At 66.3% G+C, this 26,731-nt stretch carries 1 protein-coding gene; it reads left to right on the top strand.

The genetic code is table 11. From position 1 onward, the window contains the following. Positions 1-112 precede the first annotated feature (112 nt). Positions 113-26,692 (top strand): non-ribosomal peptide synthase/polyketide synthase, encoded by a 26,580-nt coding sequence (locus C6V83_RS16010; RefSeq protein WP_105943233.1) that lies wholly within the window; start codon positions 113-115, stop codon positions 26,690-26,692. The last annotated feature ends 39 nt before the right edge of the window (positions 26,693-26,731 follow it).

Raw genomic sequence — 26,731 nt, 5'->3', positions numbered from 1 at the left:
GGCCCACTGCGTCACAGTATTCTTGAGGTTTGCGCTCAGCAGGAATGAGCGGCGGCGCGCGCCGCGGCGCAGTGGCAAGGTGAGCGGCGCCGAGCCGTGTGAAAGGGAATAAGTGTCTGAGGGAGATACCTCGCGAGACCGTACCGTCGTTCAGGGAGGACGCGTCGACGCCAGCACGCTGCTCGGTATCCTGGCCGGGCGCGAGCTCGACGGGCATCATCCCGCGCTGATCTGCGGCGACACCGAGGTCCCCTACAGCGAGTTCGAGGCGCGGACCAACCGGATCGCGCGGGCGCTCCTGCGACGCGGTGTCCGTCCCGACGACGTGGTCGCCGTCGGCATGGAACGATCCATCGAATCGGTGATCGCAGTGTGGGGCATCGTCAAGTCCGGGGCCGCCTACCTGTCGATCGACCCCGCCTACCCCGACGAGCGCATCGCCTACATGCTCGAGGACTCGGCGGTGGACTTCGGCGTGACCCTCCCCGACACCAGGGACCGGCTCGGGGAGACCGCCTGCAACTGGATCAGCCTGGCTGACCTGGAAGGTGAAGGCGATTCCGGCGAGGAGATCGCCGAAGCCGAGCGCAACGGCACCGTGCACCAGGAGAGTCTGGCCTACCTGATCTACACCTCCGGATCGACGGGACGTCCCAAGGGCGTCGCGGTATCGAACACCGGTATCGCCGACCTCGTCGCCAGCTACCGCAAGGTGACCGGATCGGTCGAGGAGGATCCGGACACCCGGATTCTGCACGTCGCCTCACCGAGCTTCGACGCCTCGTTCTTCGAGATGGCCTGGGCGATCACGGCCGGGCACACGCTCGTGATCGCGCCGCATGCCGACTACGCGGGTGAAGCCCTCGACGCGGTGCTCGAGCGCGGTGAAGTGACCGATCTGGTCATCACACCATCGGTGCTGGCCACTCTCGACCCCGAGCGCAGTGAGTTCGTCCGCAACCTCGCCACCGCCGGTGAGGCATGCCCGCCGGAACTCGTCGAGCGCTGGGCCGCTCGAGGCCGAAGACTGTGGAACTTCTACGGTCCCTCCGAGACCACCGTGTGGGCCACCCGCGCTCGCATGATGCCGCGCAAGCCGATCACGATCGGCCGAGCCGTCATCGGCTTCACCGCGCGCGTCCTCGATCCCCGTCTGCACCAGGTGCCCGACGGTGTGGTGGGTGAGCTCTACCTCTCTGCTGCGGGTCTGGCCCGCGGCTACCTCGGCCGCCCGGACCTGACCGCGACCAGCTTCGTCGCCGACCCGTTCGGTGAACCGGGCGACCGGATGTACGCCACCGGCGATCTCGTTCGTGTGGTCAAGGGCGACCTGGAGTTCGCCGGCCGGGCCGATCACCAGGTTAAGATCAACGGACAGCGCGTCGAACTCGGCGAGATCGAAGCCGTACTCGAAGAGCAGCCCGGCGTCGCGCAGGCTGTTGTCGTCGGCCACGACGTGGAACAGGGCGGGCGCAAGCACACCCAACTGATCGCTTATCTGGTTTCCCGGCCGGGGGCGAGCGTCGACGTGGACGCCGTCGCCGCGCACATCGCCGACCGGCTCGCCGCCCACATGATCCCGTCCCAACTGTTCGCCATCGACGAGATCCCGCTGACGCCCGCCGGCAAGCTCGACCGCACGGCGTTGCCCAGCCCGGACGCGGGCTCCGCCCGGGGCGCGTACGTCGCGCCGGAGACCGACGGGGAACGCACCCTGGCCGCGATCATCGGTGGCTTGCTCGGTGTGGAACAGCTCGGCGTCACCGAGTCGTTCTTCGCGCTCGGCGGTGATTCGATCATGTCCATTCAGGTGTCGTCGGCAGCCAAGGCGGCCGGCCTGCCCGTCTCACCGCGGGACGTCTTCCAGTACAAGACGGTCCGGGAGATCCTCCGCGGTGTGGAAGCCGATACCGATGCGGTGCCCGCACTGGAGGAGCCCAGTGGCGGCGGTACCGGGGAGGTCTCGCTCCCGCCCATCGCGCAGTGGATGGTCGAATCGTCGTCGGGCGATCCCGCCGCGTTCGCCGACTTCAACCAAGCCAACCTTTTCGCGGTTCCCGCCGGCCTCGACGCCGCTCAAGTACGGGAGATCCTGGCGGCCGTCGTCGCCGCCCACCCGATGCTCAGTGCGCGACTGAGTCGGACTGACGACCGATGGACGCTGGTCGCGGGCGAACCGTTCGATGCCGAGATGGCGCTCACCGAGCGTGACGTCGATATCGCCGCTGACTCCGCGGACTACAGCGCCCAGATCCTCGACGCCTACGCTTATGCCGAAGGGCGCCTCGACCCCGCTGCGGCACAGCAGGTGCAGGCGGTGCTGGTCCGCTTCGCCGACGGCCCGAAGCGTCTCGTCCTCGTCGTTCATCACCTGGCAGTGGACGCGGTCTCATGGCCGATCCTCATCGAGGACCTCGCGACGGCGGCCGCCCAGGTCGCGGCCGGACAGCCGATCTCGGTGCGGGCCGAAGCGACCTCCGAACGCGCCTGGTTCGCGGCCCTCGACGCCCGGCGTGACGAGCATGCGGGCGAACTGGACTACTGGCTGCAACAGTCACCCGAGCAGCCCACCAGGTTCAGTAAAGAACCGGTGCGCGAGACGCTGATCGGAGCATCGACGTCGCTGACGCACCAGATCCCGACAGCACTCACCGAACGGCTGCTCGGTGACCTGCCGCAAGCCTTCGGCGGAACGCTGACGGATGTGCTGCTCGCCGGACTCGCCCGGGCGATTCGCTCGTGGCAGCGTGACGCCGGCATCGAGGATGCCGGGCCGGTCACCGTGATGAGCGAGGGCCACGGTCGTTACGAGGACGTGCTGGAGTCCGGGGCGGATCCGCGGCGCAGCGACCTGTCGCGGACGGTCGGCTGGTTCACCACCATCGCTCCGATGCTGATCGACCCGGCCGACGGCATCGTCCACGCGGTGAAGGCAGCCAAGGAAGCCCGGCTCGACCAGCCCCTCCACGGGATCGGATTCGGGCTGCTCCGCTATGGCGGCGACACCGAACTCAGTCGGCGGCCGTTGCCCTCGGTCGCCTTCAACTACCTCGGTGGCCGCGGTGTATCCGTCGACACCTCCTCCGCCGAGACCGCGGCGGTGGACGATCTGCTGCTGCCCGCAGCCGGTCCGAGCCTGCCCGGTGGTGCCGGCGGAATGGCCGAGACCGGCGTGTTGGCGATCAACGCAAGTACCGTCGCCGGTGCCGACGGGCCGGTGATCGTCGCCAGTATCCGCTTCCCGGAGGCGGCCATCTCGTCGGCGCACGTGCAGGACATCGCCGGGCGCTGGACCGCCGAGGTCGAGGCGGCGGCCGCCGCGGCCGATCTCGGAGATGTGGGTTTCTCGCCGTCAGACGTGCCGGGCACGGGGGTGACCCAGGCTGATCTCGATGACCTCGCGGCGGCGTATCCGGGCGCGGCGGTCTGGCCGCTCACCCCGCTACAAGCAGGCATGTACTACCAGGCGCGTGTCGTTGGCGCCGATGAGATCGACGTCTACCTCACGCAGGCACGGCTGCAGTTTTCCGGAGAGCTCGACCTCGCGAAACTCGACGAGGCATTCGCATCGCTGATGCGGCACCACAGTGTGCTGCGCTCGGCGTACGTTCAGTGCGAGAGTGGCGCGGTGGTCGCCGTGGTCCCCGACCGGGTGAAGAGCCCGATCCGGGTGATCAACCTGCACGGAGTGGCCGAGGACGAGGTCGCCGAACGGGTCCAGGCGATGATGGATTCCGAACGGGTGCAGGCCTTCGATCTCGCCGCACCACCGCTTATCCGGGCCGCGGTGGTCGACCACGACTTCGGCACTGATGTGGTGGTCACCAACCATCACATACTGTTCGACGGCTGGTCCGGGCCGCTGGTGCTGGCCGACCTCCTCGCGCTCTATGCGACGGGGAACCCCATGACACCGGCGCACGAGTACGACTTCGGTGACCATGCGCGCACGGTGGCTGCGGCGGATCTGCGGCAGGCGCTTGAAGCGTGGGCAGCGGTCCTGACCCCGGTCGACGGTCCTACGCGTCTCGCCGGAACAGCGCTTGCCAAGACCGATTCGGTGCCGCAGGACCATGAGGTTCTGCTCGATCCAGAGCTCACCCGAGAGCTAGCCGCCTTCGCTCGCAAGGCGGGGGTCACGCTGGCGATCCTCCTGCAGGGCGCATGGGGGCTGTTGCTCTCTCGGGTAACCGGCCGCCAGGTGGTCACCTTCGGCGAGACGGTCGCCGGACGGCCTGCGGACGTGCCTGGTGTGGAATCCATGGTCGGACTGTTCATCAATACCCTGCCGGTGGTCGTCGACCTCGATCCTTCGGCGTCGTTCTCCGCCGCCCTCGAGACGCTGTACCGGGACAAGGCGCGGGTGCTCGATCACCAGTCGGTGGGTCTGCCGGTGATCACGTCGGCGTCGCGCCATGCGCTCGACTTCGACACCCTGGCAATTCACGAGTCGTATCCCGTCGACACCGACTCCATCGTCGAGGCGCCGCTGGGCGGCCTGGCCCTGCAGGGAGTGTCCGGCCGGGATGCAACTCACTTCCCACTCACCTTGGTCAGCGCGGAGATCGGCGACCAGCTGATGCTCCGGCTGAAGTACCTGCCGTCGGTGTTCGACGAGGCGCAGGTCGCCGAGTTCAGCCGGGTCCTCACGCAGATCCTGCGGTTCACCGCCAGACACCCCGACGTTCCCCTCGACGAGGTCCAGCTCCTCGGCCCCGATGACAGCGGCGCCATCGCGGTACTCGAACGCGGGCCCCTGCATCAGCTCCCGGAAGCCGTGACAGTCGCCGACACCCTGGCCGATCAGGCACAGCGGACGCCGATGGCAGTGGCACTGGTGGCCGGAGACCGAGAGGTCACCTACGGCGAGTTCGCCGCGCGGGTCAACCTGCTCGCCCGATCATTGATCGACGCGGGCGTGGGCCCAGAGACCTCGGTGGCGCTGTGCCTGCCGAGGTCGGTGGAGATGATGGTCGCGATACACGCGGTGATCACCGCGGGCGGCCAGTACGTTCCGATCGACCTCGACACTCCCGCTGACCGTGCGGAGTACATGCTGCGCACCTCGCAGGCCAAGCTGCTGCTGATCTCCGATCGTACGGTCGCAGCGGGTGCGGTGGCCGCCGCGGCGGGTACCGGAATCGAGTCGATCGAGGTGGACGCCGGCATCGACGTCGACCATGCGGGACCGCGCGCGGCGCGGGTGACCGACACCGACCGGCTGACACCGTTGCGCCGCGACGCGGCGGTGTACACGCTGTTCACCTCGGGGTCGACAGGCCGACCGAAGGGCGTGACGCTGACGCACCATGCGGTGCTGAATCGTCTGTGGTGGGGTCTGAACGAGTTGCCGATCGATGGCACCGATGTGGTGGTGCAGAAGACCCCGTACACATTCGACTGTTCGGTGCCGGAGTTGTTCGCTCCCTTGATGGTGGGTGCGAGGCTGGTCCTGCTGAAGCAGGGTGGGCACCTGGAACCGGTGTACGTGGCTTCGGAAATCGCCCGTACAGGTGCGACGATGGTGCACTTCGTGCCGTCGATCCTGTCGGCGTTCCTGGATGTGGTGCCGCCGTCGCAGCTGGAAGCGTTGCGGTCGGTGCGGATCGTGTCGACGACGGGCGAGGCATTGCCGCCTGCGGTGGCGTCGTCGACGCGTACGGTGTGGCCGGAGGCGCTCTTCTACAACTTGTACGGTCCTACCGAGGCGGCGGTGGAGATCACCTACCAGTCGATCGGTCAGGTGCATGTCGATGATCCGACGGTGCCGATCGGTGTGCCGGTGTGGAATTCGTCGGCGGTGGTGCTCGATGCGCGTCTGCAGCGGGTGCCGGCGGGGATTCCGGGTGAGCTCTACCTGGGTGGTGTGCAGTTGGCGCGCGGCTATGCCATGCGCGCGGATCTGACTGCCGAGCGGTTCATCGCCGATCCGTATGGGGAGCCGGGCGCTCGGCTCTACCGGACAGGTGATCTGGTTCGGCGGCTGCCGGATGGGACGCTGGAGTATCTGGGTCGTACGGATTTCCAGGTGAAGTTGCGGGGTCAGCGGATCGAGCTGGGCGAGATCGAGGCGGTCTTGGCGGCTGCGCCGGGTGTGGTGTTGACGGCGGCGACAGTCGCGCCTTCTCCGGACGGCGGCGAGCATTTGGTCGGGTATGTGTGTGCCGGTCCGGGGGAGTCCCTGGATTTGGAGGCGGTGAAGGCGTCGGCGGTGGCGGCATTGCCGGGGTACATGGTGCCGTCGGTGTGGATGGTCGTCGACGATATCGCTTTGAATACTGCGGGCAAGATCGACCGTAAGTTGTTGCCGGCGCCGGAATTCGGGGTGCTGGAAGCCGAGTATGTGGCGCCGTCGGGTGAGGCGGAGGCTGCCGTGGCGGTTGTGTTCGCCGATGTTCTGGGTGTTGAACGGGTGAGCGTGGCCGAGTCGTTCTTCGATCTGGGTGGTAACTCGCTGAGTGCGATGCGGCTGGCGGCGCGGGCTGGGGATGTGCTCGGAGTCGAGTTCTCGGTGCGGGATGTGTTCGATGCGCCGTCTGTGCGTGAGCTCGTGGCGGGGGTGGCTGATCGCGGCCGCGCGTTGCCGCCGGTGACGGCGGTGGTGCCGCGTCCGGACCGGATTCCGTTGTCGTTTGCTCAGCAGCGGATGTGGTTCATCAATCGTTTGGAGCCGGAGGCGCCGACGTACAACATTCCGGCGGTGTTGCGGTTGTCGGGTGCGGTGGACGTCGATGCTTTGCGGGCCGCCGTGGTGGATGTCGTTCAACGGCATGAGGTGTTGCGGACGAGTTTCCCGGATGTGGCCGGTGTGCCGGTTCAGGTGATAGCTCCGGTGTCGTCGGTGGATTCGGGTTTGGTGTGGATCGAGACTGATTCGGCGGAGGCGTTCGGTTCGGCGGTGGCGGCGGGTTTCGACGTCACGGTGCAGTGGCCGATTCGCGTGGTGATCTGTCGTGAGGGCGACGGGTATTTGTTTGCGGTGGTGGCGCATCACATCGGTGCTGATGGTGAGTCGATGTTGCCGTTGGTCAGTGATGTGTTGACCGCGTATGTGGCGCGGGCGGCCGGCCAGGTGCCGGTGTTTGTGCCGTTGCCGGTGCAGTTCGCTGATTTCGCGTTGTGGCAGCGTGATGTGCTGGGCATGCCGGATGACGCGGATTCGGTGTTGGGTCGTCAGTTGGCTTTCTGGCGGGAGGCGTTGGCCGGGTTGCCGGATGTGTTGGTTCTGCCGATGGATCGGCCGCGTCCCGCGGTCGCGTCACACCGGGGTGCCGAGGTCGGCTTCTCGGTCCCGGCTGAGGTCGGGGCCCGAATTCTGGGGGTGAGCCGGGCCGCGGGTGCGACGCCGTTCATGGTGGTGCATGCGGCGTTGGCGGTGTTGCTGGCGCGGTTGTCGGCGACGCAGGATATTGCGGTGGCTACGCCGGTCGCTGGTCGTGGTCAGGCTGAGCTGGACGCGTTGGTGGGTATGTTCGTCAACACCCTGGTGTTGCGCGCCCAGGTCGACTCGTCGATGACCTTTACTGAGTTGCTGGCTCAAGTCCGGGACACGGACCTGGCGGCACTGGCAAATCAGAATGCGCCGTTCGAGTCCGTGGTCGAGGCGCTTGATCCGGTCCGGTCACAGGCATTCGATCCGCTGGCTCAGGTGATGCTCTCGTTCGATCCGGGTGCACCGGCGTCGCAGGCAGGTGCGGAGATCGCCGGTATCTCGGCGGAGCCGCTCGAGGCTCCGGTGACGCCGGCCCAGCTGGATGTGGCGTTCAATGTTCAGTCCGCACCGGTCGGCCAGGATTGGTCGGGCTCGGTGATCGTCGCAACGGACCTGTTCGACGAGTCGACCGCCGGCCGGTTGGGCGAGCGATTCGCGGCGTTGCTCGGTGAGCTGACCGCAGATCCGACGGTGCCGGTGGGTGATGTGGCGTTGTTGGCTGAGGCTGACGTTGCTGCTGAGGCGGCGCGTGAGTGGGGCCCGACTGTGGAGCTTCCTGCGGTGGTGTCGGTGGCTGATGTGGTGGCGGGGCAGGTGGCGCGGACGCCTGATGGTGTGGCGTTGGTGTTTGGTGAGCGTGTGGTGTCGTATGGCGAGTTCGGTGCGCGGGTCAATGGGCTTGCGCGGGAGCTGATTTCGTTGGGTGTGGGGCCTGAGGTTGCGGTGGCTGTGGCGGTTCCGCGGTCGGTGGAGATGATGGTTGCGGTGCATGCGGTGGTGGCTGCGGGTGGCCAGTATGTGCCGATTGATTTGGGTACTCCGGTTGATCGTGTGGAGTACATGCTGACCACGGCCCAGGTGAGTCTTTTGCTGGTGTCTGAGCGTGGTGCTGTTTCTGATGCTCTTGCCGCGGCTGAGGCTGCGGGTGTGGGCGTGTTGGAGGTGGATGCGTCCGCGCCGGTGGATGCGGATTCTGGTGTGGCTGGTCCGGTGACTGATGGTGAGCGGTTGGCGCCGGTGCGTGGTGGGTCGGCGGTGTACACGTTGTTCACGTCGGGGTCGACGGGGATGCCTAAGGGTGTGACGTTGACGCATGAGGCGGTGCTGAACCGTTTGTGGTGGGGTTTGGATGAGTTGCCGATCGATGGCAGTGATGTGGTGGTGCAGAAGACGCCGTACACGTTCGATTGTTCGGTGCCGGAGTTGTTCGCGCCGTTGATGGTGGGCGCGTCGCTGGTGGTGCTCAAGCAGGGTGGTCATCTGGAGCCGGTGTATGTGGCTGAGGAGATCGTCCGGACGCGGGCGACGATGGTGCATTTCGTGCCGTCGATGTTGTCGGTGTTTCTGGATGTGGTGCCTCGGGCTGTGCTCGAGTCGTTGTCGTCGGTGCGGATCGTGTCGACTACGGGTGAGGCGTTGCCGCCGGCGGTGGCGGCTCCGGCTCGTGATGTGTGGCCGGAGGCGTTGTTTTACAACTTGTATGGTCCGACTGAGGCGGCGATCGAGATCACGTATCAGCGGATCGGGCAGGTGTCGGCGGTTGATTCGTCGGTGCCGATCGGTGTGCCGGTGTGGAATTCGTCGGCGGTGGTGCTGGATTCGCGGTTGCATCGGGTGCCTGCGGGGGTGCCGGGTGAGTTGTATTTGGGTGGTGTGCAGTTGGCGCGTGGGTATGCTGCGCGTGCTGATTTGACCGCTGAGCGGTTCGTTGCCGATCCGTTTGGGGCACCGGGTGTGCGCCTGTATCGCACCGGTGACTTGGTGCGCAGACTCAGTGACGGCTCGCTGGAGTATTTGGGGCGTACCGATTTCCAGATCAAGTTGCGAGGCCAGCGGATCGAACTGGGGGAGATCGAGGCCGTTTTGGCGGCGGCACCGGGTGTGGTGCATACCGCGGTGACGGTCGCTTCGTCGCCCGATGGTGGCGAGCATCTGGTCGGCTACGTTTGTGCCGGTCCGGGAGAAACTCTCGATCTGGATGCGGTGAAGGCCTCCACCTCCGCAGCGTTGCCGGGGTACATGGTGCCGACGGTGTGGATGGTCGTCGATGACATCGCGCTTAATACGGCGGGCAAGATCGATCGCAAGTCGTTGCCGGCACCGGAGTTCGGTGCGCTGGAAGCCGAGTACGTCGCACCTGAGGGGGACGCCGAAGAGTCGCTGGCCCGGGTGTTCGCCGATGTCCTGGGTGTGGAACGGGTCAGTGTCACCGAGTCGTTCTTCGACGCGGGTGGTAACTCGCTGTCGGCGATGCGGTTGGTGGCCCGAGCCGGTGAGGCACTGGGCGTGGAGTTGTCGATCCGGGATCTCTTCTACGCGCCGACCGTCCGCGAACTCGCCGCGGCGTCCGCGAGAGGAAGCGAGGCGTTGCCGCCGGTGACCGCCGTGGTGCCGCGCCCGGACCGGATTCCGCTGTCATTCGCGCAGCAACGCATGTGGTTCATCAACCAGTTCGATGCGGCTGCGCCGACCTACAACATTCCGGCCGTCCTCAAGCTGTCGGGTGAGCTGGACACGGACGCGCTCCGGGTAGCTTTTGCCGATGTGGTACGCCGTCACGAGGTGTTGCGGACGGTCTTCCCATCCGTCGGCGGTGTACCGGTTCAGGTGATTTCGGCTGAGTCGACGGTCGACCGGGATCTCCCGTGGGTGGAAGCCGCATCGCTGGAGGCGTTCGGCGAGGTGGTCGCCGCCGGGTTCGACGTGACGCAGCAGTGGCCGATCCGGGCGATCCTTCATCGGGGCACGCAGAACGAGTTCTTGTTCGCGGTGGTGGCCCATCACATCGGCGTCGACGGTGAGTCGATGCTGCCGTTGATGACCGATGTGCTGGCGGCCTACTCCGCCCGGAGTGCCGGTCAGGTCCCGCAGTTCGCGCCGTTGCCGGTGCAGTTCGCCGACTTCGCCATCTGGCAGCACGAGGTGCTGGGTACGCCGGACGATCCGGGCTCGGTGCTGGGTCGCCAACTGACGTTCTGGCGGGACACTTTGTCCGGTATCCCGGATGTGCTGGAACTGCCGGCCGACCGGTCGCGGCCGGCCGTGGCGTCGTACACGGGCACGAGCGTCGGCTTCTCGATTCCGGCTGGCGTTGCCGCCCGGATCAGAGAGGTCAGCCGGGCCTCTGGTGCGACGCCGTTCATGGTGGTTCATGCCGTTTTGGCGACGTTGTTGGCCCGGTTGTCGGCGACGCAGGACATCGCGATCGCTACGCCGGTGGCAGGTCGGGGTAGGGCTGAGCTCGATGCGCTGGTGGGCATGTTTGTCAACACGCTGGTCCTGCGAACCCAGGTCGATCCGGCGGAGTCGTTCGCGGATCTGCTCGGTCGGGTGCGGATGGCGGATTTGGCGGCACTGGCACACCAGCAGGTGCCGTTCGAGTCGGTGGTCGAGGCGGTCGATCCGGTGCGCAGTGAGGCCTTCGCGCCGTTGGCGCAGGTGATGCTGTCGTTTGATCCGGCTGCCTCGGCGTCTGGGGCGCGGGTGGAGATGACCGGAATCTCGGCGGAGCCGCTTGAGGCGCCGGTGACACCGGCTCAGGTGGATGTGACGTTCAATGTGGTTTCGGCGCCGGCCGGTGAGGCGTGGTCGGGTTCGGTGGTCGTGGCGGCGGATCTGTTTGATGCGTCGACGGCGCGGGTGTTCGCGGATCGTTTCGTGGCGTTGCTGGGTGAGTTGACTGCTGACCCGGACAGTGCAGTCGGTGATGCGTCGGTGTTGGTCGGTGGCGAGGGTGCTGAGGCGTTGGCGGTCGGGATCGGCCCGGTGGAGGAGATGCCGGCTGGTTCGGTGGCCGATGCTGTTGCGGCGCAGGTGTTTTCGACGCCGGATGCGGTGGCGTTGGTGTGTGAGGGTCGTGAGGTGCCGTACGGCGAGTTCGGTGCCCGGGTGGCGTTGTTGGCGCGGGAGTTGATTGCCGCGGGTGTGGGTCCGGAGGTGGCGGTCGGTGTGTGTATCGATCGCAGCGTGGAACTGTTGGTGGCGATCCATGCGATCACCGCTGCCGGTGGCCAGTACGTGCCGGTCGATACTGCTGCTCCGGCCGAGCGTGCGCGGGTGATGCTTGAAACGGCGGGCGCGGACCTGGTGTTGGTGGCTGCCGGTGTGGTGCCGGATCCGGTGTCGGGGCTGCCGGGGGTTCGGGTGGTCGAGGTCGATGCGTCGGGTGACGTGGAGCTGGCTACTGCCGCGGTGACCGACGCCGATCGTTTGGCGCCGGTGCACGCAGATAGTGCGTTGTACACGTTGTTCACGTCGGGGTCGACGGGTGTGCCCAAGGGTGTGACGGTGTCGCATGGTGCGGTCCTGAACCGTCTGCGGTGGGGTTTGGAGGCGTTCCCGTGGTCGGCCGGTGATCGGGTGGTGTTGAAGACGCCGTACACGTTCGATGTGTCGGTGCCGGAGTTGTATGCGCCGTTGATGTCGGGTGCGACCGTGGTGATCGCTAAGCCGGATGGGCATCGGGATCCGGGGTATATCGCGGATCTGATTGCCGAGACGTCGGCGACGAGTGTGCATTTTGTGCCGTCGATGTTGTCGGTGTTCTTGGATGTGGTCGATCGCGGCAAGTTGGCATCGCTTACTTCGCTGAAGTGGTTGTTTGCTTCGGGTGAGGCGTTGGCGCCGGCGACGGTGGCTGCCGCTCATGCGGTGTGGCCGCAGGCCGAGATCCATAATTTGTTCGGGCCTACGGAGGCTGCGGTCGAGGTGGGCTGGGCCGATGTGTCTGATGCGCCGGAGTTGGTGACGATCGGCCGGCCGGTCGCGAACACCTCGATGCTGGTGTTGGATGATCGTTTGCAGTTGGTGCCCGATGGTGTGCCGGGTGAGTTGTATCTGGGTGGTGTGCAGATCGCGCGGGGTTACGCCGATCAGCCTGCGCTGACCGCGGAGCGCTTCATCGCCGACCCGTTCGCCGCGCCGAACGTTCCAGATACGCCGGTGCCGCCGCTTCCTCCCGTGCCGCCGGTTCCTCCCGTGCCGCCGGTTCCTCCGGTTCCGCCTGTCGCGCCGGCTGCTCCGGCAAGTCCCGTCGGGCGGGTTGCTCCGCTGCCGCCGCTGGCTCCGCTGCCGCCGCTGGCTCCGCTGCCGCCGCTGGCTCCGGTAGCTGTCGAGCCGGTGGCTCCCATCGTTCATGGTGCTCGCCTGTACCGCACCGGCGACCTGGTCCGGCGGTTGGCCGACGGATCGCTCGAATACCTCGGCCGTACCGATTTCCAGGTGAAGCTGCGGGGTCAGCGGATCGAGCTCGGGGAGATCGAGTCGGTGATCGCCGGTGCGCTCGGGGTGGTGCATGCGGCGGCGACGGTCGCTCAGGCATCGGCTGGTGGGGAGTTCCTGGTCGGGTATGTCTCGCCGGCGTCGGTGGATCTGGATGCGGTGAGGGTGCATGTGGCGGCGTCGTTGCCGGAGTACATGCGTCCGAGTGTGTGGATGTTGCTGGACGAGGTGACGCTGAACTCGGCGGGCAAGTTGGATCGTCGGGCGTTGCCCGCGCCGGATCTCTCGTCCACCGAGACTGAATACGTTGCTCCCGAAGGCGAGGCCGAAGAAGCCCTCGCTGCGGTGTTTGCCAGCGTGCTGGGCGTGGATCGGGTCGGTGTGACCGAGTCGTTCTTCGATGCCGGCGGTAACTCGCTGAACGCGATGCGTGTGGTGGCACGGGGCGGCGATGCTCTCGGTGTGGACCTGTCGATCCGGGACCTCTTCGATTCTCCGTCGGTACGTGAGCTGGCCGCGGTATCCGCCGGCAAGGAGGCGGCGTTGCCGCCGGTGACTGCGGTGGTGCCGCGACCGGACCGGATTCCGCTGTCGTTTGCGCAGCAGCGGATGTGGTTTATCAACCGGTTTGAACCGGGCTCTGCCGGTTACAACCAGCCGACGGTGTTGAGGGTGAACGGCGGACTCGATGTCGCCGCGCTTCGGGCGGCGATCGTCGACGTCGTCGTTCGGCACGAAGTGCTGCGCACGACGTTCCCGTCCGACGGCGGTGTCGCCTACCAGAAGATCGGTGACCCGTCGTTGGTGCCCGGCCGTCTTGATTGGGCGGTGGTGTCGTCGCAGGTGGAGATCGAGTCGGCGGTGGTGACCGGTTTTGATCTGGCGCGCGAATGGCCGCTCCGGGTGAGGGTGTGGGAGTCGGCGCCGGGTGAGTTCGTCGTCGCCCTGGTGACGCATCACATCGCCTTCGATGGGGAATCGCGGATCCCGCTGGTCAGTGATCTGCTTGCGGCTTACGCCGCGCGGGTCGCGGGCCGCGCACCGGATTACTCGGCGCTCGCGGTTCAGTTCGCTGATTTCGCGGTCTGGCAGCATGAGGTGTTGGGTTCTCAGGCTGATCCTGATTCGGTGGTCGGGCGTCAACTCGACTATTGGCGAGGGCAACTCGCGGGGGCGCCGGATGTGCTGGAGCTGCCGTCGGACCGGCCGCGGCCGGCGGTGGCGAGTGGTCGTGGCAAGCAGTTGGAGTTCGGTATCCCGGAAGAAGTCGGTGAGCGGGTATTGGCGCTGGCTCGTGAGCGTGGCGTGACGCCGTTCATGGTGCTTCATGCTGGGCTGGCGGTGCTCCTTTCGCGGCTGGGTGCGACTGATGATGTGAGTGTGGCGACGCCGATCGCCGGCCGCGGTGATGTGGTGCTCGATCCGCTGGTGGGCATGTTCGTCAACACGCTGGTGTTGCGCACCCAGACATCGTCGGGAATGCCGTTCGCCGAGTTCCTGGACGTTGTCCGGACGGTGGATCTGGATGCGTTCGCCCATGCCGACGCACCGTTCGAGTCGGTGGTCGAGGCGGTGAATCCGGTGCGCAGTGAGGCTTTCCAGCCGCTGGCGCAGGTGGTTCTGACGGTGGATCAGGATGGTGGAGTCGGCTCTTCGGCCGTCGATATTGGTGACCTGCGGGTGGAACCGATCACCTCTGACGATCCGCCGGCGCAGTATGACCTGCACATCGGAGTCGGCATCGAAGCCGACCGGGAATGGCATATGGCGTTGCTGTATGCCACTGACCTGTTCGATGAGGCAACGGTCGAGCAGTTCGCGGCCCTGCTGGTGTCGGTTTTGGATGTGTTGACCGCTGATCCGTCGATGGCGGTCGGTGATGTGGACCTGCTGGATGACGCTGAGCGTGTGCGGTTGGCCGGGCTGTCGGCACCGGTGACCCCTGCTGCGGCGGGGTGTTCGTTGGTGGAGGCTTTTGCCGGGTCGGTGCGCGAGTACGGGGCGTCGGTGGCGGTGTCCGCCGACGGCAGGTCGCTGTCTTACGCGGAGCTCGATGCGGCGTCGGACGCAGTGGCTGCCGGGTTGGTCGCTGCTGGTGTGCGGCCCGGGGATCTGGTGGGTTTGGCGACGGCGCGGTCGGTGAATCTGGTGGCGTCGATCGTGGGTGTGTTGAAGGCGGGTGCGGCGTATCTGCCGTTGGATACCACCAATCCGGTGGATCGGTTGCATTTCATCATCGCTGACGCGGGGGTGTCGGTGATCCTGACCGATGCGTCGACGCAGGGTCATGAACTGTGGGCTGGTGTCGGTGACGGGGTGCAGGTTCTGGATACCGGCGTGCTGGTGGCCGAGGGTGATGGTGCCGGTTTCACGGCGGTGACGGTGCCGCCGGCTTCGCGGGCGTATGTGATCTACACATCGGGTTCGACGGGTCTGCCCAAGGGTGTGGAGATCACGCATGCTGACGTGGGTGCCTTGTTGGGCGCCACGGCGGCCGATTTCGATTTCCGGCCCGATGACGTGTGGACGATGTTCCACTCCTATGCCTTCGACTTCTCGGTGTGGGAACTGTGGGGGCCGTTGCTGTCCGGTGCCCGGCTGGTGGTGGTCGATCGGGAGTTGGCCCGTGATTTCGATGCGTTCCTGAGCGTGCTCGAGGACGAGCGGGTGTCGTTCCTGAATCTGACGCCGTCGGCGTTCTATCAGCTCATCGATGCGCGGCGTCGCCGTCCGGACGCCGAGTTGGCGTTGCGTTATGTCGTGTTCGGTGGTGAGGAGCTTGGTTTCGATCAGGTCCGTCGCTGGTTCGACGAGAACCCTGATGACCCGGCGCAGTTGGTGAACATGTATGGCATCACCGAGACGACGGTGCATGTCAGTTTCCGGCCGATCGATCCGGCTGTGGTGTCGGTGGATGATCCGTCGTTCATCGGTCGTGCGTTGAGCTCGTTGGCGATTCGTATCCTTGATGACCGGTTGCGGCCGGTGCCTGCCGGTGTGGTCGGTGAGATGTATGTGGCCGGTGCGCAGTTGGCTCAGGGTTACCTCAATCGGCCGGAGTTGACTGCGGGCCGGTTCGTTGCGAATCCGTTCGCCGAGGATCGTGTGGGGAGCCGCCTGTATCGGACCGGTGACTTGGCGCGGTGGGTCGGCGGCGATATCGAGTACCTGGGTCGGGCCGATGGTCAGGTGCAGTTGCGTGGTTTCCGTATCGAGTACGGAGAGGTCGAGGCGGCGTTGCTGGCCGCTGACGGGGTGACCGGCGCGGCTGCGGCGATCGTGTCGGATGCCGGGCGCGGGGACTTGCTGATCGGTTATGTGGTCGCCGATGACGGGGTGGAACTCGATTCTGCGGTGGTGCGTGAGGGTGCTGGTGCGCGGGTTCCGCGGTACATGGTGCCGGATCTGGTGATGGTGGTGGACCGGTTGCCGTTGACGGCGAACGGGAAACTGGACCGCAAGGCGTTGCCGGCACCGGTGTTCGACGGCTCCGGCGATTATGTGGCACCGGAGTCTGCCGATGAGACGGCTGTAGCGGAGGTCTTCGCCGAGGTACTCGGCGTGGATCGCGTCAGCGTCACCGAATCGTTCTTCGATCTAGGCGGTAACTCGCTCTCGGCGATGCGCGTCATCGCACGGGCCGGCGATGTGCTCGGTGTGGAATTGTCGATCCGCGATCTGTTCGACGCGCCCTCAGTTCGGGAACTGGCTGCCGTGGCCGGTGGCCAGGCCCCGGCATTGCCTCCGGTGACCGCGGCGGTGCCGCGCCCGGAGAACATCCCACTGTCATTCGCGCAGCAGCGGATGTGGTTCATCAACCGATTCGATCCATCGTTGCCGACGTACAACATTCCGGCGTTGATGCGGATCACCGGAGACCTCGACGTGATCGCATTGCGAATCGCCGTCGCCGACGTGGTTCGCCGGCACGAGGTGCTGCGGACGAGTTTCCCCGATGTCGATGGTGTTCCGGTTCAGCAAATAGCATCGGAGACCCGTGTAGATGCGGAACTCCCGTGGATCGAGGCGCGCTCGGTGGAGAAGTTCCACGCTGCGGTGGCCGCTGGATTCGATGTGGCCACGCAGTGGCCGATCCGGGCCGTTGTGTACCCCGAGGGGGGTGACGGGTATTTGTTCGCGTTGGTGGCCCATCACATCGGCGTCGACGGTGAGTCGATGCTCCCGCTGATAGCCGACGTGCTGGCGGCGTACGCGGCGCGTTTGGCAGGCGAGGCTCCGCAGTTCGCGCCGTTGCCGGTGCAGTTCGCGGACTATGCGATCTGGCAGCGTGACGTGCTCGGTTCGGCAGGTGAGGCCGACTCGATTCTCGGCCGCCAACTGACGTTCTGGCGGGATGCCCTGGCCGGTATTCCAGAGGTGCTGGAACTGCCGGCCGACCGCCCACGTCCGCTGGTCGCGTCGTATGTCGGCACCAGCGTGGACTTCTCGGTGCCGGCAGAGGTCGCTGATCGGGTCGCCGAAGTGAGCCGGGCCTCTGGTGCGACGCCGTTCATGGTGGTTCATGCCGTTTTGGCGACGTTGTTGGCCCGGTTGTCGGCGACGCAGGACATCGCGATCGCTACGCCGGTGGCAGGTCGGGGTAGGGCTGAGCTCGATGCGCTGGTGGGCATGTTTGTCAACACGCTGGTCCTGCGAACCCAGGTCGATCCGGCGGAGTCGTTCGCGGATCTGCTCGGTCGGGTGCGGATGGCGGATTTGGCGGCACTGGCACACCAGCAGGTGCCGTTCGAGTCGGTGGTCGAGGCGGTCGATCCGGTGCGCAGTGAGGCCTTCGCGCCGTTGGCGCAGGTGATGCTGTCGTTTGATCCGGCTGCCTCGGCGTCTGGGGCGCGGGTGGAGATGACCGGAATCTCGGCGGAGCCGCTTGAGGCGCCGGTGACACCGGCTCAGGTGGATGTGACGTTCAATGTGGTTTCGGCGCCGGCCGGTGAGGCGTGGTCGGGTTCGGTGGTCGTGGCGGCGGATCTGTTTGATGCGTCGACGGCGCGGGTGTTCGCGGATCGTTTCGTGGCGTTGCTGGGTGAGTTGACTGCTGACCCGGACAGTGCAGTCGGTGATGCGTCGGTGTTGGTCGGTGGCGAGGGTGCTGAGGCGTTGGCGGTCGGGATCGGCCCGGTGGAGGAGATGCCGGCTGGTTCGGTGGCCGATGCTGTTGCGGCGCAGGTGTTTTCGACGCCGGATGCGGTGGCGTTGGTGTGTGAGGGTCGTGAGGTGCCGTACGGCGAGTTCGGTGCCCGGGTGGCGTTGTTGGCGCGGGAGTTGATTGCCGCGGGTGTGGGTCCGGAGGTGGCGGTCGGTGTGTGTATCGATCGCAGCGTGGAACTGTTGGTGGCGATCCATGCGATCACCGCTGCCGGTGGCCAGTACGTGCCGGTCGATACTGCTGCTCCGGCCGAGCGTGCGCGGGTGATGCTTGAAACGGCGGGCGCGGACCTGGTGTTGGTGGCTGCCGGTGTGGTGCCGGATCCGGTGTCGGGGCTGCCGGGGGTTCGGGTGGTCGAGGTCGATGCGTCGGGTGACGTGGAGCTGGCTACTGCCGCGGTGACCGACGCCGATCGTTTGGCGCCGGTGCACGCAGATAGTGCGTTGTACACGTTGTTCACGTCGGGGTCGACGGGTGTGCCCAAGGGTGTGACGGTGTCGCATGGTGCGGTCCTGAACCGTCTGCGGTGGGGTTTGGAGGCGTTCCCGTGGTCGGCCGGTGATCGGGTGGTGTTGAAGACGCCGTACACGTTCGATGTGTCGGTGCCGGAGTTGTATGCGCCGTTGATGTCGGGTGCGACCGTGGTGATCGCTAAGCCGGATGGGCATCGGGATCCGGGGTATATCGCGGATCTGATTGCCGAGACGTCGGCGACGAGTGTGCATTTTGTGCCGTCGATGTTGTCGGTGTTCTTGGATGTGGTCGATCGCGGCAAGTTGGCATCGCTTACTTCGCTGAAGTGGTTGTTTGCTTCGGGTGAGGCGTTGGCGCCGGCGACGGTGGCTGCCGCTCATGCGGTGTGGCCGCAGGCCGAGATCCATAATTTGTTCGGGCCTACGGAGGCTGCGGTCGAGGTGGGCTGGGCCGATGTGTCTGATGCGCCGGAGTTGGTGACGATCGGCCGGCCGGTCGCGAACACCTCGATGCTGGTGTTGGATGATCGTTTGCAGTTGGTGCCCGATGGTGTGCCGGGTGAGTTGTATCTGGGTGGTGTGCAGATCGCGCGGGGTTACGCCGATCAGCCTGCGCTGACCGCGGAGCGCTTCATCGCCGACCCCTATGGTGCTGTGGGATCCCGCCTGTACCGGACCGGCGACCTGGTGAAGCGTCTGCGGGGCGGGGATATCGAGTACTTGGGTCGCACGGACTTCCAGGTGAAGTTGCGTGGTCAGCGGATTGAGCTCGGGGAGATCGAGTCGGTGATCGCGGGCGGTCCGGGTGTGGTGCATGCGGCCGCGACCGTGGCGACGGCGCCTGCGGGTGGGGAGTTCCTGGTCGGTTATGTGTCGCCGGCGTCGGTCGATCTCGATGCGGTGAGGGCGCACCTTGTTGCGTCGTTGCCGGAGTACATGCGCCCGTCGGTGTGGACGTTGCTCGATGAGGTGACGCTCAACAGTGCGGGCAAGTTGGATCGTCGTGCTTTGCCGACGCCGGACCTGTCGTCGACGCAGGTCGAGTATGTCGCGCCCGAGGGCGAGGCCGAAGAGGCCCTGGCCGCGGTGTTCGCCGAGGTGCTCGGAGTGGAGCGGATCTCGGTCACCGAGTCGTTCTTCGATGCCGGCGGTAACTCGCTGAGCGCTATGCGGTTGGTCGGCCGCGCGGGCAAGGTCCTGGACATCGATCTGTCCATCGCCGACGTCTTCGCGGCACCATCGGTGCGTCAGCTTGCCGTTGCAGCGCGTGGTCGGGGTGGCGGCCTCCCGCCCGTGACGAGTGTGGTTCCGCGCCCCGGCAGGGTGCCGTTGTCGTATGCGCAGCAGCGGATGTGGTTCATCAACCGGTTGGATCCGATGACTCCGACCTACAACATACCGGGAGCCTTCCGGCTTCGCGGCGATGTCGATCGGGGCGCATTGCGACAGGCCGTGATCGATGTCGTGGCACGGCACGAAGTGTTGCGGACGGTGTTCCCGGACAGCGCCGGGGTGCCTTACCAGTTGGTGATACCGGCCGGTGACGCGAGTGCCCGGCTGGATTGGCGTCTCGTTCATTCGGCGGAGCAGATGGTCGACGAGCTCGCCCGTGGCTTCGACGTCACCCGCGAGTTCCCGCTGCGGGTCCGGGTGCTGATCGAGAGCGACGAATCACTGGTGCTGGCGATCGTCGTGCACCACATCGCGTTCGACGGGCAGTCCTATGGCCCGATGATCGCGGACCTCCTGACTGCGTATGCCGCGCGCAGTGCCGGTCAGCCTCCGGCGTTCACGGCCTTGCCGGTGCAGTACACCGATTTCGCGGTGTGGCAGCACGAGAATCTCGGGTCGCCCGAGGATACCTCTTCGGTGCTCGGACAGCAGCTCGAGTACTGGAAGCAAGCGCTCGACGGAGTTCCCGACGTCATGGCCCTACCGACCGACCGGCCGCGGCCGGCGGTGTTCTCACCGCGCGGTGACCAGGTTCAGTTCACCGTTCCGACGGAGTTGGGCGCACGGGTCGACGAGTTGGCGAGCAGGACCGGAGCCTCCCGGTTCATGGTGCTGCACGCGGTCTTCGCCGCGTTGCTGGGGCGCCTGACCGGCTCGGACGACATCGTCATCGGCACGCCGATCGATGGCCGTGGGCAACATGACCTCGGTGGCTTGATCGGCATGTTCGTCAATACCCTGGTGCTGCGGAGCCGCGTCGAATCGGCCGAGTCGTTCGAAGCATTCATGGCGCGGACGCGCACGTCCGACGTCGAGGCCTTCGCCCACGCGGATGTGCCATTCGAGTCGGTGGTCGATGCACTCGATCCGGTGCGCTCGGAGGCGTTCTCGCCGCTAGTGCAGGTGATCCTGTCGGTCGATCCGATCGGTGCAGTCGAGAGCGGTGTGGAGTTCGCAGGAGTGCGGGTCGAACCGTTCGGCGCAATCGACACCCCCGCTCAGATGGACCTGAACCTGACGCTGACCGCAGGCGAGGCCGCGACAGACTGGACCGGCCTGCTCACCTACCCGACGGCACTGTTCGATCGATCGTCGATGGAGAAGCTCGGCGAGCGATTCGTGCGGGCTCTCGAGAATCTGGTGAATTCGCCAGAGATGCCGATGGGCGACGTCGAACTGCTCGACGCACGGGAAGCCTCGATCGTCATCGAGGAGTCGACCGGGCCGGTAGGGCCCATGCGGGCCGAGACGATCGCCGCTGCGGTGGCCGAGAGTGTCCGGCGCGCACCGGAATCCGTGGCCTTGATCGAGGGACGACGAGAGCTCTCGTATCGGGAGTTCGGTGCTCGCGTGGCGATGCTCGCAAGAGAGTTGATCGCTGCCGGTGCCGGTCCGGATACGGCGGTCGGTCTTGTCATGGACCGCAGTGTGGAACTGGTCGTTGCGGTCCACGCGATCATGGCTGCCGGCGGACAGTATGTGCCGATCGCCGTCGATTCTCCGGCGGAGCGGGCGGAGTACGTGGCGGCGACCGCGGGCGTGTCCGTGGTTGTGATCCGGACGGGTGAAGCGGTACCCGGCTTCGTCTCGTCGCTGGGCGTTCCGGTGGTCGAGGTCGACGGCGGCATCCCGGCCGAGAATGTGCTCCCGCTGGATCCGGCTGAGCGGTCGGCGCCATTGCGGCCGGAGCATGCGGCGTACACGTTGTTCACCTCGGGGTCGACCGGTCAGCCCAAGGGGGTAACCGTTTCGCACGGTGCGGTATACAACTTTGTCAGCTGGTTCGACGAGCTGATTCCTTCCGGCGACCAGCGTTTGCTGTTCAAGACTCCGCACACCTTCGATGCGTCGGTGCTGGAACTCTTCTGGCCCCTGGTCGCCGGTCAGACGATGGTGATCTCCGAAGCACAGGGCCATCGCGACCCGCAGTACCTAACGGATGTGATGAACCAGCAGAACGTGTCGGTGGTGCAGTTCGTACCGTCGTTGCTGGCAGCGTTCCTGGACGTCGTCCAGGAACAGCCGCTGCTGCCTGGTCTGCGAGTGCTGTTCTCCGGAGGTGAAGCGCTACCACCGGCGGTGGCCGACGATTTCCGGTCCCGGGTGCCGCAAGCGGAAGTGGTGAACCTCTTCGGTCCCACCGAGGCCGCGGTGTACACGATGTCCGCCCGGCTCGGCGGCACGGAGGCAGTGGTCCCGATTGGTCGCCCGATGCGGAACACCACGGCGTTCATCCTCGATTCGCGCTTGCATGTGGTGCCCGACGGTGTGCCAGGTGAGCTGTATCTGGGCGGCGTCCAGTCCGCGCGCGGCTACGCGGCCAGGCCGGCCCTGACCGCGGAGCGGTTCGTCGCCGATCCGTTCGGGGAGGCTGGTTCGCGTCTGTACAGGACCGGTGACCTGGTCCGCCGTAATCCGCGGTCCGGGGAACTCGAGTATCTGGGTCGCACCGACTTCCAGGTGAAGCTCCGCGGTCAGCGTTTGGAGCTCGGCGAGGTCGAATCGGCGATTGCGGCCGCACCGGATGTGGTGCATGCCGCGGCCCGGGTGGTCGACGGCCCGGCGGGTGATCAGCTGGTCGGCTATGTATCGCCGGCGTCGGTGGACACCGCTCAGTTGGCCGCCGAGCTGGCGAGCAGGCTGCCGGAGTACATGGTGCCGACGGTGTGGATGGCGTTGGAGAACATGCCGCTCAATACGGCTGGCAAGGTTGATCGGCGCGGGTTGCCCGATCCGATGTTCGAGGCCGTCGAGTATGTGGCACCGGATACCGCGGACGAGCAGATCGTCGCCGACGTGTTCGCCGAGTTGCTTGGTGCTGATCGAGTCTCGGTGACCGAGTCGTTCTTCGATGCGGGCGGCAATTCGCTGGCGGCGATGCGCTTGGTCGCCCGGGTTTCGGAGGCACTGGGGGTGCAGGTGTCGGTGCGCGATGTGTTCGACGCGCCGAGTGCCCGTGCGTTGGCTGAGGTGGTCGCCGATCGCTCACCGGCTTTGTCTCCGGTGACCGCAGTGGTGCCGCGCCCGGCTCAGATTCCGCTGTCGTTTGCGCAGCAGCGGATGTGGTTCATCAACCGGTTCGATCCGTCGTTGCCGACGTACAACATTCCGGCGGTGTTGCGGATCAACGGCGAACTCGACACGCAAGCGCTGCACGCCGCGGTCGTCGACCTGGTGACACGACACGAGGTGCTCCGCACGTCGTTTCCGGACGTTGACGGCGTGCCGTTCCAGCGGATCGGCGACGTCGCCGAGATCGAGGGTCGCCTCGATTGGGCCGTCGTCGATTCGATGGACCTGGTCCACGAGGCGCTGGTCTCCGGATTCGATGTGGGTGCCGACTGGCCGCTGCGAGTCCGCCTGTGGCCGACCGCGGACGGTGACCATGTACTCGCCGTTGTCACGCATCACATCGCCGCCGACGGCGAGTCGCGGCTTCCGCTGATCATGGATCTGGTAGCCGCCTACGCGGCTCGCGCGAACGGCGAGGCTCCGTCGCTCGCGCCGTTGCCGGTGCAGTTCGCCGATTTCGCGATCTGGCAGCATGAGGTGCTCGGTTCGCCGGATGACCCCGAGTCGGTCGTCGGGCGGCAGATTCGCTACTGGCGTGAGCAGCTTGCGGGTGTGCCCGATGTGCTCGAACTGCCCGCAGACCGGCCGCGGCCGGCGGTGGCCTCGCACCGTGGCGCGGAGTTCCGTTTCGAGATTCCCGCGGAGGTAGCCGAGCGCATCCGCAGTGTGGCACAGCGACGGGGAATGACCCCGTTCATGGTCGTGCATGCGGCGCTGGCCGTCCTGCTCGCCCGGATGACCGCCACCGACGACATCGCGATCGCGATTCCGACGGCGGGGCGCGGTCAGGCCGCGCTGGACAGGCTGATCGGCATGTTCGTGAACACCCTGGTCTTACGTACGCAGGTTGACGTCGATGCGACCTTCGATGAGTTGCTTGATGCGGTGAACACGGTGGATCTGGAGGCATTCGCGCACGCGGACGCGCCGTTCGAGACCGTCGTCGACGCCCTCGACCCGGTGCGCAGCGAAGCCTTTGCGCCACTCGCCCAGGTGATGTTGTCGTTCGATCCCGGTGCCTCGGCCCAGCAGGCGGAGGTGGATGTCGCGGGCCTGTCGATCACCGGCGTGGATGGGGCCGATGCTCCCGCACAGCTCGATCTGGCACTGGCCGTGCTCACCTCGCCCGAGGGGCAGGCATGGACGGCGTCGTTCACCTATGCGACGGATCTGTTCCTCGAGCCGACGGTAGCGACTTTCGCGGAACGCTTCGTCATGCTTATCTCGGGGCTGACCGAGAATCCGGTCGGTGCAGTCGGCGACGTTCCGCTCCTGGCGATCGACGAGGAGTTCCGGGCGTTCGATCTGTCGGTGGGCCCCGAGGTCCTGCGTAGTCCCAGCACCCTGGCTTCGGCGGTGGCCGCACAGGTCGCGCGGACCCCAGAAGCTACGGCGGTGGTGTTTGCTGACCGTGAGCTCAGCTACCGGGAGTTCGGGGCGCGAGTCGCGACTTTGGCCCGTCAACTCATCGAAGGCGGCATCGGACCCGATATTGCGGTGGTCGTGGCGATCGACCGGTCCGTGGAGATGCTTGTGGCAGTCCATGCGGTGATCGCTGCGGGAGGCCACTATGTGCCGATAGACACCGCTGCCCCAGTGGACCGCGTCGCGTCGATGCTCGACACGTCGGGTGCGACGGCGGTGCTCGTGGCCGCCGGTGCGTCGCGACCTGAATCGATCGCAGAGATGGTCGGCGATATCCGGGTGATAGAGGTCGATGCCACCGCAGTGGTGGACTTGGCGGCACCGCCGGTGTCCGATGAGGAGCGAACGGCGACGGTGCGCGGTGACAGTGCGGCCTACACGCTGTTCACTTCTGGATCGACTGGGCGTCCGAAGGGCGTGACAGTGACGCATTCAGCGATCGTCAACCGGCTGGCATGGATGGCTGATGACTACGCATTCGGCGACTCCGATCGGGTGCTCCAGAAGACGCCGTACACGTTCGACGTGTCGGTGTGGGAACTGTTCCTGCCGATGGTGACCGGCGGTACTTTGGTCATCGCCGAACCCGGCCGCCACACCGAGCCCGACTACCTGGCGCAGATCATCTCGGAGCAGCGGATCTCCATCGTGCACTTCGTCCCGTCGATGCTCTCGGTATTCCTCGACGTCCTCGGCGCCGAGGTGCGGACACTCGACACGCTGCGCCTGGTGGTGACCTCCGGTGAAGCACTCGCGCCCGGCGATGCTCAGGCGTTGCTCGTGAGGCTCCCGGAGGTCCAGCTGGAGAACCTCTACGGACCGACCGAGGCTGCTGTCGATGTGACTGCGCACCGGGTTGGGGCCGGAGAGGCCATTGTGCCGATCGGTCGGCCGGTCACCAATACGGGAACCCTGGTGCTGGACGGACGCCTGACGATGGTGCCGGTGGGTGTCGCCGGTGAACTCTATTTGAGCGGTGTTCAGCTGGCGCGGGGCTATGCCTCCCGACCCGACCTGACCGCAGAGCGCTTCGTCGCCAGTCCCTTCGGTGTCAAGGGGGAGCGGCTCTATCGCACCGGAGACCGGGTGCGCTGGAATGCGGCGGGCGAGCTCGAGTACTTGGGCCGTAACGATTTCCAGGTGAAGCTTCGTGGGCAGCGGATCGAGCTGGGGGAGATCGAGTCGGTGCTCGCCGGCGCCCCCGGGGTCGTCCATGCGGCGGCGACGGTCGCGACGGCATCGAGCGGAAGTGACCATCTCGTCGCTTATCTGGCACCTGCCACGGTGGATCTGGACACTGTGAAGGCGGCGGCGTCGCAGGCGCTGCCCGGCTACATGGTGCCGACTGTCTGGGTAATGCTCGACGATGTTCCACTGAGTACTTCCGGCAAGATCGACCGGCGGGCTCTTCCTCCTGCGGACTTCGGGCAGCTGGCTGCGAAATACGTCGCACCAGAGGGGCCGGTGGAGGAACTCGTCGCTTCCGCTTTCGCCGACGTGCTCGGCCTTGACGAGGTTTCGGTGGTCGAGTCCTTCTTCGATCTCGGGGGGAGTTCGCTGTCGGCGGTGCAGTTGACCGCTCACCTCCGGAAGGCGGGCTGCGAGGTCGAGCTGCCGTGGCTGTTCTCGCACCCGACGGTCCGCAAGCTCGCCTCGGTGATTTCGGGCGGGGCCCGTTCGTCGGGTGTCCTGATCGGACTGCGGACCGCGGGGTCGCGACCTCCGCTGTTCTGTTTCCCGCCAGCCGACGGTGTCTCGTGGATGTACGGTGACCTGCTGCCCTACGTTGCGGACAGGCCGGTTTACGGTTTGCAGGATCCAGCCGTGATTGCGGGAGAAGAACGCTTCTCCTCGATCGAGGAGTTCGCAGACCGGTACGTCACCGAGATCCTCGACGTCGCGCCGCACGGTCCGTATCACCTGCTCGGCTGGTCTCTCGGTGGCGTGATTGCTTTTGAGGCGGCGCGGAAACTGAAGGCGATGGGGCACGAGGTTGCGCTCCTGGGCCTTCTGGATCCCGCGGCCGGTGCGGTATACGAGGAACAGATCACGCCGGAAGAGCACGCTGCGAGAGTCGCCGAGCTACGGGCAGGCTGGGAGGCGATGCTCGCCGACGACCAGTCGCCGGGCTCTGCAGGCGACACATTGGCGCGGAATCTCCGGGCGACCGGCCTGGACCTCGGCGACCTGTCCGGGCGCATGATCGGCGCTTTCGATGCGGGTGCGGACCTGCTGATCGGTCACGAACCGGGCAGCGTGGACGTGCCGGTGTTGTTCTTCACTGCGACTCGTCGTGATCGGCCCGAGCGGGTCACGGACTACTGGCGCGACCGGGTGCTCGGCGAGTTCGTCAATATCGATATCGACATCGAACACGGATCGATGGGTAGCGCCCACGGATTCGCCGTGCTTGGACCGCTCATCGAGCGTCGTCTGAACAGACCAATTCTGTGAACTCCGCTGACGTGTTAGGACTGGCCGGCGGACATCCGT

The sequence above is a fragment of the Gordonia iterans genome, assembly GCF_002993285.1.
Classification (GTDB): Bacteria; Actinomycetota; Actinomycetes; order Mycobacteriales; family Mycobacteriaceae; genus Gordonia; species Gordonia iterans.
The sequence above is the reverse complement of the archived record's forward strand: the minus strand, read 5'-3'. Positions and strand labels throughout refer to the sequence as shown.